General features: G+C 64.7%; 8 protein-coding genes. 2 read left to right on the top strand and 6 right to left on the bottom strand.

The genetic code is table 11. The features are described from left to right. Position 1 precedes the first annotated feature (1 nt). From urtE to urtA, 5 genes are all read right to left on the bottom strand, one after another. On the bottom strand, positions 2–697 hold the full coding sequence (gene urtE / locus AC1Q6Z_RS29560; protein ID WP_435268110.1) for an urea ABC transporter ATP-binding subunit UrtE: 696 nt from the start codon (positions 695–697) through the stop codon (positions 2–4). 229 nt (positions 698–926) lie between these two features. Continuing rightward, positions 927–1,691: an urea ABC transporter ATP-binding protein UrtD gene (gene urtD, locus AC1Q6Z_RS29555; RefSeq protein WP_435268109.1), complete on the bottom strand. Its 765-nt coding sequence runs from the start codon at positions 1,689–1,691 to the stop codon at positions 927–929. Between the two features lie 5 nt (positions 1,692–1,696). Continuing rightward, entirely contained in the window at positions 1,697–2,860 is a 1,164-nt protein-coding gene (gene urtC / locus AC1Q6Z_RS29550) for an urea ABC transporter permease subunit UrtC (RefSeq protein ID WP_492650091.1), read from the bottom strand. Next, positions 2,857–4,488 carry an urea ABC transporter permease subunit UrtB gene (gene urtB, locus AC1Q6Z_RS29545; protein WP_492650090.1) on the bottom strand — a complete coding sequence of 544 codons (1,632 nt, stop codon included), beginning with the start codon at positions 4,486–4,488 and terminating at the stop codon, positions 2,857–2,859. Before urtB ends, urtC begins: the two co-directional genes overlap by 4 nt. A 281-nt stretch (positions 4,489–4,769) precedes the next feature. After that, positions 4,770–6,062, bottom strand: coding sequence for an urea ABC transporter substrate-binding protein (urtA, locus tag AC1Q6Z_RS29540; RefSeq protein ID WP_023512565.1), 1,293 nt, complete (start codon positions 6,060–6,062; stop codon positions 4,770–4,772). 371 nt (positions 6,063–6,433) lie between these two features. Between urtA and AC1Q6Z_RS29535 the strand changes: the two genes are divergently transcribed. Together AC1Q6Z_RS29535 and AC1Q6Z_RS29530 are read left to right on the top strand one after the other, a co-directional pair. Beyond that, complete coding sequence (locus AC1Q6Z_RS29535; protein ID WP_492650089.1) at positions 6,434–9,802, top strand: hybrid sensor histidine kinase/response regulator; 3,369 nt, start codon at positions 6,434–6,436, stop codon at positions 9,800–9,802. Then, positions 9,795–10,706, top strand: a complete 912-nt coding sequence (locus AC1Q6Z_RS29530) for a response regulator (RefSeq protein WP_492650088.1) — start codon at positions 9,795–9,797, stop codon at positions 10,704–10,706. Before AC1Q6Z_RS29535 ends, AC1Q6Z_RS29530 begins: the two co-directional genes overlap by 8 nt. A gap of 2 nt (positions 10,707–10,708) precedes the next feature. Here AC1Q6Z_RS29530 and AC1Q6Z_RS29525 read toward each other — a convergent pair whose 3' ends face one another. Continuing rightward, positions 10,709–11,806 carry a LacI family DNA-binding transcriptional regulator gene (locus AC1Q6Z_RS29525; RefSeq protein WP_256120391.1) on the bottom strand — a complete coding sequence of 366 codons (1,098 nt, stop codon included), beginning with the start codon at positions 11,804–11,806 and terminating at the stop codon, positions 10,709–10,711. Positions 11,807–11,856 lie beyond the last annotated feature (50 nt).

The following is an 11,856-nucleotide window of genomic DNA, read 5'->3' as shown; positions in this document are numbered from 1 at the left end:
CTCACACCGTCAGGTGCCGGCGGGCTTCCGGCGTGTCGAGCGTCTCGGCGGCGCCCTCATGCACAATCTCGCCGCGATCCATGATGTAAACGTGATCGGCAAGCTCGCGGCAGAAATCGAGGTACTGCTCGACGAGCAGGATGGCCATGCCGGTGGAATCGCGCAGATATTTGATCGCCCGGCCGATATCCTTGATGATCGACGGCTGGATGCCCTCGGTCGGTTCGTCCAGCACGAGGATCTTTGGCCGCGTCACCAGCGCCCGGCCGATGGCGAGCTGCTGCTGCTGGCCGCCGGACAGATCGCCGCCGCGCCGGCCGAGCATGGATTGCAGCACCGGGAACAGGCTGAAGATCTCGTTCGGGATGAAACGCTCCGACCGCTTGACGGGGGCGTAGCCGGATTCGAGGTTTTCCTTGACCGTCAGCAGCGGGAAGATTTCGCGGCCCTGCGGCACATAGCCGATGCCGTGTTTGGCGCGATTGTAGGGCGCCATGCCGTCGAGCTTCACGTCGTTGAACGTAACGGTGCCGGCGGAGAGCGGGTGCTGGCCGGTGATGGCGCGCAAGAGGCTCGATTTGCCGACGCCATTGCGGCCGAGCACGCAGGTGATCTTGCCCATTTCGGCGGTGAGCGAGATGCCGCGAAGGGCTTGGGCGGCGCCGTAGTGAAGGTTGGCTTTTTCGACGGTCAGCATGCTTGGGCTCCTGTGGTGGTGGAGGCCGTGTCACCCCCCTCTGCCCTGCCGGGCATCTCCCCCACAAGGGGGGAGATTGGATGGGGCGAGGCCTCGCCCATTACGAACGTCGCGTGGGAGCAAAGCGTCTGCCACTTGCCGATCTCCCCCCTTGAGGGGGAGATGCCCGGCAGGGCAGAGGGGGGTAGCGAAGCAACCAGTTCCAAGGACAAAAACACCGAATACACCCTCACCTCCCCAGATAGTTCTCGATGACCTTCTGGTCGGCGCTGACGAAGTCGATCGAGCCTTCCGCCAAGACGGACCCTTCCGCAAGGCACGTCACCTTCACGCCGAGGTCGCGGATGAAACCCATGTCGTGCTCGACGACGACCACGGAGCGCGTCTTGGCGATTTCCTTCAGCAGGATCGCCGTTTCCGCCGTCTCGGCGTCCGTCATGCCGGCGACGGGTTCGTCCACCAAGAGCAGCTCGGGCTCCTGCGCGAGCAGCATGCCGATCTCCAGCCATTGTTTCTGGCCGTGGCTGAGGTTTGCCGCAAAATCGTCCTTGCGGTTCATCAGGCGCACGGTCGAGAGGATTTCCTCGATGCGCGCCTTGTCCTCGGCGGTCAGGCGATAGAACAGCGTGGAGAAGACGCCGCGGTTGCGGTTCAGCGCCAGTTCCAGGTTGTCCCAGACGGTGTGGCTCTCGAAGACCGTCGGCTTCTGGAATTTTCGGCCGATGCCGAGCTGGGCGATTTCGGCCTCGTCCTTCTGGGTGAGGTCGATCGTGCCCTTGAAGAAGACCTCGCCGGAATCCGGCCGCGTCTTGCCGGTGATGATGTCCATCATCGTCGTCTTGCCGGCGCCGTTCGGGCCGATGATGGCGCGAAGCTCGCCGGGCTCGATGACGAAGGACAGCGAATTCAGCGCCTTGAAGCCATCGAAGGAGACGGAGACGCCGTCGAGATAGAGGATGCTGGTGGGTTTTGCATTGCTTGCGAGCGTGTTCATGCCGGTTACTCCGCAGCCTGGGGTTCTGCCGCCGCAAAGGCGCGGGCCTCCTCCACGGCCTTCGCCTTGCGATATTCCCTGCGCCGTTCGAAAAACTGCCGCGCGGTGCCGACGATGCCCTTGGGCAGGAACAGCGTGACGAGCACGAAGAGCCCGCCGAGCGCAAACAGCCAGAATTCCGGGAAGGCAGCGGTGAAGACGCTTTTTCCCCCATTGACGAGGATGGCGCCGACGATCGGGCCGATCAGTGTGCCGCGCCCGCCGACCGCCGTCCAGATGACGACCTCGATGGAATTAGCGGGATCGAATTCGCCGGGATTGATGATGCCGACCTGCGGCACGTAGAGCGCGCCGGCGACACCCGCCATCATGGCGGAGACCACGAAGGCGAAGAGCTTCATGTGCTCGACGCGGTAGCCGAGGAAGCGGGTGCGGCTTTCCGCATCGCGCACGCCGACGAGGATCTTTCCGTATTTGGAGCGCACGATGCCCGAGGTGATGATGAGCGAGAGGGCGAGCGCGATGGCGGAGGCCGCGAAGAGGGCCGAGCGCGTGCCGTTCGACTGGATGTTGAAGCCCAGGATGTCCTTGAAATCGGTGAGGCCGTTGTTGCCGCCGAAGCCCATGTCGTTGCGGAAGAAGGCGAGCAGCAGGGCGAAGGTCATCGCCTGGGTGATGATCGACAGATAGACGCCGTTGACGCGCGAGCGGAAGGCGAACCAGCCGAAGACGAAGGCGAGCAGGCCGGGCACGAGGATCGCCATCAGCGCGGCGAACCAGAACATGTCGAAACCGTACCAGAACCAGGGCAGTTCCTTCCAGTTGAGGAAGACCATGAAATCCGGCAGCAGCGGATTGCCGTAGGAGCCGCGCGCGCCGATCTGGCGCATCAGGTACATGCCCATGGCATAGCCGCCGAGCGCGAAGAAGGCGGCGTGGCCGAGCGAGAGGATGCCGCAGAAGCCCCAGACGAGATCGAGCGCCAGCGCCAAGAGCGCATAGGTGAGGTACTTGCCGAACAGCGAGAGGATATAGGTCGGCACATGCAGCGGGTGGCCCGGCGCGGTCATAAGGTTGAGCGCGGGGATGACGGCGGCGAGCGCCAGCAGGATCGCGACCGTGATGACGATGTTGCGCCCGAGGGCTTTCGCGAGAAACGAGGTGATCATGCTTCCACCGCCCTGCCTTTGAGTGCGAAGAGCCCGCGCGGCCGCTTCTGGATGAAGAGGATGATCAGCACGAGCACGAGGATTTTACCCAGCACCGCGCCGGCATAGGGTTCCAGGAACTTGTTGAGGATGCCGAGCGTGAAGGCGCCGACCAGGGTGCCCCAGAGATTGCCCACACCGCCGAAGACCACGACCATGAAGCTGTCGATGATGTAGCCCTGGCCGAGGTTCGGCGAGACGTTGTCGATCTGGCTGAGCGCCACGCCGGCAATGCCCGCGATGCCGGAGCCGAGCGCAAAGGTCAGCGCATCCACCCAGGGCGTGCGGATGCCCATGGAGGAGGCCATGCGGCGGTTCTGCGTGACGGCGCGCATCTGCAGGCCCATCGGCGTCTTCTTGAGAAGGAAGAGCAGGAAGGCGAAGACGGCGAGCGAGAAGACGATGATCCACATGCGGTTCCAGGTGACCGTGAGACCGCCGAGTTCGAAGGCGCCGGACATCCACGAGGGGTTGGCAACCTCCTGGTTGGTCGGGCCGAAGATGGAGCGCACGGCCTGTTGCAGGATCAGCGAGACGCCCCAGGTGGCGAGCAGGGTTTCCAGCGGCCGGCCGTAGAGGAAGCGGATGATGCCGCGCTCCATGACAAGCCCGACGGCGCCGGTGACGAGGAAGGCGAGCGGCAGCGCAATCGCCAGAGACCATTCGAACAGGCCCGGCCAGGCGGCGCGGATATAGGCCTGCACCACGAAGGTGGTGTAGGCGCCGAGCATGACCATCTCGCCATGCGCCATGTTGATGATGCCCATCACGCCGAAGGTGATGGCAAGGCCGATCGCGGCGAGCAGCAGCACGGAGCCGAGCGACAGGCCGTACCAGATGTTCTGCGCGCCGGCCCAGAGCTCAAGCTGGTCCTCGATCTCTCGGATGCCGGCCTCGATATCCGGGCGCAGGCTTTCATCCGCCGAGGCGAGCGCGCCGGAGAGCAGCGACAGCGAGTCCCGCCCGCCGGTCTGGACGACGGTCGCGACGGCGGCCTTCTTCTCCTCCACCGGGCGGTCGGATACCAGGATGGCGGCGGCGCGGGCCTTTTCGAGCACGGCCTTGACCGCGCTGTCGGTTTCCGCGGCAAGGGCGGCGTCCAGCCCTTCGAGCGCATCGGCGGATGGCGTGCGCAGGATGGTGCTGGCGGCCTGAAGGCGCACGGACGTGTCGGGGCTCATCAGCGTCAGGCCGCCGAGCGCGGCGCGGATTACCCGGCGCAGCCCGTTGTTGACCTTGACCTTTTCGAGTGCGGCCTTGGCTTCCTCGCCGGCCGCCTCGCCCGTCAGCGCGTCGATGAGCGCGAAATTGGCGCCGGCCGGCTTGACGATGAAGACGGTGCCGTCGGCCTTGCGCTGGTAGAGATCGCCCTCGGCGAGTGCTTCAAGGGCGGGCACGATCTTCGGATCGCCGGTCTTCGCCAGCGCTTCGACCTGTTTCTGGTTTTCCTGGAAATTGCCGCCGCCCAGCGCATTGACCATGCTGCGCAGGTCGTCTGCCGCGCGCAGGTCGGTGGCGAGCAGCGTCACCATCACGCAGACGGCGATGAGCAGGCATTGCAGGAAACGATGGATGAGCCGCGTGTGCATCTCATGGCCTCGAAGCGTTGGGTTATGTGGCGATCCCGGATGGCGGGATGGCGGTTGGTTAAGCACCCCCCCTCTGCCCTGCCGGGCATCTCCCCCTCAAGGGGGGAGATCGGCAAGAGGTGGACACCGCGCTCAATCGGCACTGCCCGTGTTGGGCGAAACGTGGCCCCATCCAATCTCCCCCCTTGAGGGGGAGATGCCCGGCAGGGCAGAGGGGGGGTGCTGGCGCTGGCCCATTCTTGAAAGGAGGGGTCTTACGCCCCTCCCCTCAAGCCATCAGATCAGGAGCCCTTGCCGCCGCACTTGCCGGTGGCGACGTTGAAGTTGCCGCATTCCATGGGCTTGCGCCAATCGGCGATCAGGTCCTTGGAGTCGGGCAGGAAGTCCGACCATTCATCGCCGACGACGAGGCCGGAGGTCTGCCACACGGTCTCGAACTGGCCGTCGGCCTGGATTTCGCCGATCAGCACGGGCTTGGTGATGTGGTGGTTCGGCATCATGGTGGAGAAGCCGCCCGACAGGTTCGGCACGGAAACGCCGATCATCGCGTCGAGCACGGCGTCCGTATCGGTCGTGCCGGCCTTTTCCACCGCCTTCAGCCACATGGCAAAGCCGATATAATGGGCTTCCATCGGGTCGTTGGTGACGCGCTTGTCGTTCTTGGTGAAGGCCTTCCACGTCTTGATGAACTCGGCATTCGCCGGGTTGTCGACGGACTGGAAGTAGTTCCAGGCGGCCAGATGGCCGACGAGCGGCGCGGTGTCGAGGCCGGCGAGCTCTTCTTCACCCACCGAGAAGGCGACGACCGGAATGTCTTCCGCCTTGACGCCCTGGTTGCCGAGTTCCTTGTAGAAGGGAACGTTGGCATCGCCGTTGATGGTGGAGACGACGGCCGTCTTCTTGCCGGCCGAGCCGAACTTCTTGATGTCGGAGACGATCGTCTGCCAGTCCGAGTGGCCGAAGGGCGTGTAGTTGACCATGATGTCCTCGGGCTTCACGCCCTTGGAGATCAGGTAGGCTTCGAGGATCTTGTTGGTCGTGCGCGGATAGACATAGTCGGTGCCGGCCAGAACCCAGCGCTCGACGCCTTCGTTCTCGGCGAGGTAATCGACCGCCGGGATCGCCTGCTGGTTCGGTGCGGCACCCGTGTAGAAGACGTTGCGCTGGCTTTCTTCACCCTCGTACTGGACGGGGTAGAAGAGGATGGAATTCAGCTCTTCGAAGACCGGCAGGACCGACTTGCGCGACACCGAGGTCCAGCAGCCGAAGACGGCCGAGACCTTGTTGACCGAGACGAGCTCGCGCGCCTTTTCGGCGAAGAGCGGCCAGTCGGAGGCCGGGTCGACGACGACGGCTTCGAGCTTCTTGCCCAGGAGGCCGCCCTTCTTGTTCTGCTCCTCGATGAGCATCAGCATGGCGTCCTTGAGCGTCGTCTCGGAGATCGCCATGGTGCCGGAAAGCGAATGCAGGATGCCGACCTTGATCGTGTCGTCGGCCGCGAAGGCGCCGTGGAAGGCGGTTGTCGAAAGAATTGCAGCAAGCAATGCGCCGGTGGCGCGCGCCTTGATGGACATTGTCGGAACCCCTCTCGTTCTTTTTGACCGCAACGGGGGCGGAAGCTGTTTAACCGTTGCTTAAGAAACTATCCGCCGGGGATGCTGCGCTGCACATACGTCATTCTACGTAGTTGCCGGGGGGAAGCGGGAAGTTTTGCGGCGCTGCACCAATTTCAGGGGCGCCGTATCTGTGTTACGAAGGGCCTTGTGTGTTGAGGCCACTGCCCTCTCCTCCGTCATCCTCGGGCTTGACCCGAGGATCCACACGGCACCCTCGGCTTGGATCCTCGGGTCAAGCCCGAGGATGACGTGGAGGGTGGGGGTAGGTCGTGCTTCAACGCCCGCAAAAAAACGGCCGGGCAAACGGGCCATGGGAACAGCAGGAAAAGATGGCCGCACGCCAGCGCATCATACCGATCCGCCGCGAGTATAACCGTTGGGTCGCCAACCAGACGCTGGAAGACTATGCGCTGCGTTTCACCGCCAAGAGCGCGCGCCGCTTTTCCTCCGACCGCATCTCGCAGACCGCCATCGGCGCCATCTCCTTCCTGGCGCTGGAAGCGATCGGCGGCGCGATCACCATGTCCTACGGCACGACCAACGCCATCGTCGCCATCGTGGTCGCGAGCCTGATGATCCTGCTCGTCGGCCTGCCGATCAGCCGCTATGCCATCCGCCACGGCGTCGATATCGATCTTCTCACGCGCGGCGCGAGTTTCGGCTATATCGGCTCGACGCTGACCTCGCTGATCTATGCGAGCTTCACCTTCATCCTCTTCGCCATCGAGGCCTCCATCATGTCCGGCGCGCTGGAGCTGGCGCTCGGCATTCCGCTCTGGATCGGCTACATCATCTCCTCCGTGGTGGTGATCCCGCTGGTGACGCATGGCGTGCAGCTCATCTCGCGCTTCCAGCTCGTCACCCAGCCGTTCTGGATCGTGCTCAACATCCTGCCCTTCGTCTTCATCGCCTTTGCGGACTGGGAGAAGGTCGGCCTGTGGCTCGCCTATTCGGGCCTGCACCACGCCTCCGGCCCGCCCGGCACCTATGCGCCGTTCAATCTTGTGGAGTTCGGCGCGGCCTCGGCCGTCATCTTCGCTCTGATGGCGCAGATCGGCGAGCAGGTCGACTTCCTGCGCTTCCTGCCGCCGGATGGGCAGAAGAAGCTGCATCACCGCATCGCCGTGTTCCTCGCCGGGTCCGGCTGGGTGATCGTGGGCGCGCCGAAGCTGATCGCCGGGTCGTTTCTCGTCGTGCTGGCGCTCTCGGCGGGCGTGCCTTCCACGCGGGCGGCCGATCCTTCGCAGATGTATTACACCGCCTTCGGCTACATGCTGCCGTGGGATGCGGCGGCATTGCTGCTGATGGTCGCCTTCGTGGTGGTCTCGCAGCTCAAGATCAACGTGATGAACGCCTATGCGGGCTCGCTCGCCTGGTCGAATTTCTTCTCGCGCCTGACGCACAGCCATCCCGGCCGCGTCGTCTGGCTGGTGTTCAACGTGGCGATCGCGCTGCTCCTGATGGAGCTCGGCATCTACAAGCTCTTGGAGGAAACGCTCGGCGTCTTCTCCATCGTCGCCATGGCCTGGCTCTGCACCATCTCGGCGGATCTCTTCGTCAACAAGCCGCTCGGCCTCTCGCCGCCCGGTATCGAGTTCAAGCGCGCCCATCTCTACGATATCAACCCGGTCGGGCTTGGCGCCATGGCGCTGTCGGCGATCATCGCCCTCATGGCGCATTTCGGCACCTTCGGCGAAATCCCCGCCTCGCTCGCGCCCTATATCGCCGCCGTCGTCGCCTTCATCGCCTCGCCGGCCATCGCCTGGGCGACGGGCGGCAAATATTACCTTGCGCGCAAGCCGAGGAAAAGCTGGGCCCAGCAGCACACCATCACCTGCTCGATTTGCGAACACCCGTTCGAGCCGGAGGACATGGCCTGGTGCCCCGCCTATGCGGCGCCGATCTGCTCGCTGTGCTGTTCGCTCGACAGCCGCTGCCACGATCTCTGCAAGCCGAAGGCGCGCTTCAATGCGCAGGTGGCGGGCGTGGCGAAATCCATCCTGCCCGAGGCGGTGACGGCGGCGCTCGGCACGCGGCTTGGCCGCTACGGCATTGCGGCCGCACTCTCGATCACCGGCATGGGCATCATCCTCGCGATGATCGCCCACCAGGTCGGCACCGGTTCGCCGGAAACGGCGACGGTGGTGGAGCGCACCATCGCCATCGTCTTCTTCGTCTTCGCCGTGGTGGCGGGCGTCGTCTCGTGGTTCTACGTGCTGGCGCATGACAGCCGGGTGGTCGCCGAGGAAGAATCTTCGCGCCAGACCACGTTGCTGCTGAAGGAAATCGCCGCGCACAAGAAGACGGATGCAGCGCTCCAGCAGGCCAAGGAAACCGCGGAAGCGGCGAACCGCGCCAAGAGCCGCTATGTCGTCGGCCTCAGCCATGAATTGCGCACGCCGCTCAACGCCGTGCTGGGCTATGCCCAGGTGCTGGAGCGCGACGAGAGCATTCCGCCGCAGCGCCAGGGCGCGATCCGCGTCATCAAGCGCAGTGCGGATCATCTGTCCGGTCTCATCGACGGGCTGCTCGACATTTCCAAGATCGAGGCGGGCAAGCTGCAGGTCTATTCCAACGAGATCAACATCGACGATTTCCTCGACCAGATTCTGGAGATGTTCCGCCCGCAGGCGCAGGCCAAGGGCGTCGCCTTCACCCATGCCCGCCCGAAAAACCTGCCCTCCTATGTGCGCACCGATGAAAAGCGGCTGCGCCAGATTCTTGTCAACCTCATCTCCAACGCGCTGAAATTCACCGATAGCGGCGAAATCCGCCTCGACGTCGCCTATCGCAACCAGGTCGCGACCTTCACGGTGGCCGATAGCGGCCGCGGCATTCTCGAAAAGGACCTGCCGCGCATCTTCGAGCCCTTCCAGCGCGGCGATACCGAACACGGCATGCCGGGCCTCGGCCTCGGCCTCACCATCACGCGGCTTTTGACGCAGACGCTCGGCGGCGAAATCTCGGTGAAGAGCGAGCGCGACAAGGGCACCGAATTCAAGGTGCGCCTAATGCTGTCCGCCGTCGACCGCCCGACGGCGCCGAAGGTGCTGCACATCAAGGGGTACAATGGCCCGCGGCGCACCATCCTCGTCGTCGACGACAATGCCGACCACCGCAACCTGATGGAAGAGGTGCTGCGGCCGCTCGATTTCACCGTGCTGACGGCGCGAAGCGGCGCGGACGCGCTGGCGCTTCTCGAAAGCCTGAAGCCGGACCTCTTCCTCATCGACATTTCCATGCCCGGCATGAACGGCTGGGCGCTGGTGGAGCGGCTGCGCGCGCTCGGCCAGCCCGGCCCGATCATCATGCTGTCGGCCAATATCGGCGACGGCTCGGCCTCCGCTCATACGGGCCACAATGACACGCTGGCCAAACCCTTCGACCTGCGCCAGCTCACCGACAAGCTCGCCTTGCATATGGGCCTTTCCTGGACCTATCACGGCGAGGCGACGGCGGTGGAGCCGGCCGAGGCCAGCATCGTCGTTCCCGAACAAGGCCATGTGCAGGAATTGATCCGGCTCGGCGAGATCGGTTATGTCAGGGGCATCGAGGCGAAGCTCGCCGAAATCGCCCGCGTGGCCGAACACCAGCCCTTCACCGAGGCGGTGCGCGCCTATGTGCAGGTGTTCGATCTGGCCGGCTACGACGCCTTCCTGAAGACCATGGACCGACAAGAGGACGCTGCCCGTGACTGAGACGGCCACCCCGCGCGATATCGTCCTCATCGTCGACGATTCCCCCGAAGCGCTCGGCTTCCTGACCGAGGCGCTGGAGCAATCCGGCTTTTCCGTGCTGATCGCCACGTCCGGCGCTTCGGCGCTCAACATCGTCGACCGCATCACGCCCGATATCATCCTGCTCGACGCGGTGATGCCCGGCATGGACGGGTTCGACACCTGCCTTCGCCTGAAGGCTAACCCGGCGGCAAGCCCCGTGCCCGTGGTCTTCATGACCGGGCTCACCGAGACCGAACATGTCGTGCGCGCGCTGGAGGCCGGCGGCGTCGACTACCTGACCAAGCCGATCAACATCGACGAGTTGCGCGCCCGCATCCGCGTGCACCTCACCAATGCGCGCTCGGCGCAAAGCGCGCGCGTGGCGCTGGATGCGGCGGGGCGTCACCTGCTGGCGGTGAGCGGCGAAGGAAAGATCCGCTGGTCGACGCCGCAGGCGACCCGCCTCGTTAATGCCGCGACCGGCAGCGACGACGGGCTCGACGCCGTCTCCCTGCATATCCGAACCTGGATGAAGACGCGCAGCACCGCGCGGGAAAACACCTTCGCGATCCAGCAGGCGGGCCAGGCGAGCCTGCAGCTCTCCTTCCTCGGCGCGATCGGCGCGGACGAATATCTCTTCCGCCTGACCGCGGAAAACCGCCTGTCGGACGAGGAAATCCTGCGCCAGCATTTTTCGCTGACGCAGCGCGAATCCGAGGTGCTGCTGTGGATCGCCAAGGGCAAGTCGAACCGGGATATCGGCGAGATCCTCGGCCTCAGCGCCCGCACGGTGACCAAGCATCTCGAACAGATCTATGTAAAGCTCGGCGTCGAGAACCGGGCCTCGGCCGCCGTGAAGGCCGCGCATATCCTGCACGAATAGGATCAGCGCTTTTTCGCGCCGGCGAGCTGCGCCGTCGTTTCGCGCACGACGAGCGGCCCGTCGACCTTGATGGTCATCGGCCGCATGTGCTTGCCGTGGATCGCCATGTCGATGAGCAGTTCGGCCGCTTTCTGGCCCATCTCGTAGTTTGGCAGCACCAGCGTCGATAGCGGCGGGTGGGTGTAGCGCGCCAGTTCCTGGTCGTCATAGCCCATGACGGAGAGATCCTGCGGCACGCGCAGACCCTTTTCCTGCGCCGCCTCCATCATGCCGATCGCCATCAGGTCGTTGCCGCAGAAGATCGCGGTTGGCGGATTGTCCATGGAGAGCAGGTCGAGGCCGGCCTCGTAGCCGCGCAGCGGCAGCCAGTCGCCGTCGCGCACCAGGCTCTCGTCGAAGGCGATGTCGGCGGTGGCGAGCGCCTGCTTGTAGCCCTTCAGCCGGTCCATCGCGGCGTCCATCCAGGGTTCGCCGTTGATGAAGCCGATGCGTTTGTGGCCGAGTGCGGTGAGATGCGCCGTCGCCGCAAAACCGCCCGCCACCTCGCCCGGAACGATCGCGACGTGCTGGCGCGGCTCGCAATAGCAGTTGAGCAGCACGGTCGGGATGGTCTTCAGCTCCGGCGGCACGCTGACCTTGCGGGTGAAGATCGTCGCATAGATGACGCCGGCAATCGACGGGTCGCGCAGCACGGAGCGCAGCACCGCGCGCTCCAGGTCCGGGTTCGACCGCGTGGCATGGGCCGAGACCAGCAGCCCCTGCTCGAAGGCATGGTCGCGGATGCCGTCCAGGCTGACGACGGGGTGCGGGCTCGTCGAGATTTCGTCGACGATGAAGGCGATCGTGTCCTTCTCGACGGCGGGGGCGGTTGCCACGGGGCTGCGCGTCGCCGGTAATTTATAACCGATTTTATGAGCAGCCTCGCGCACCTTCTGCTGCGTTTCCGGCGAAATGCGCGAGCCGGACATCTCGTTCAGCACCAGGGAAACGCTCGACTGGGACACGCCGGCAATGCGCGCTATGTCCGTCATGGTCGGCCGGCCCCCATCCTGTCGGCCACCGCCCTCCTTGCCCGAATTGCGCCCGTTGCCCCTGGCCATGCGTCGTTCCTCACCCCTCGGTGTGCATTGCGCTGCACACGGATTTTTTG

Source organism: Shinella sp. GW835-FHT14H05, from assembly GCF_058793575.1.
Note: the sequence above shows the minus strand (reverse complement) of the source record. Positions and strands in the feature narration are given on the sequence as shown.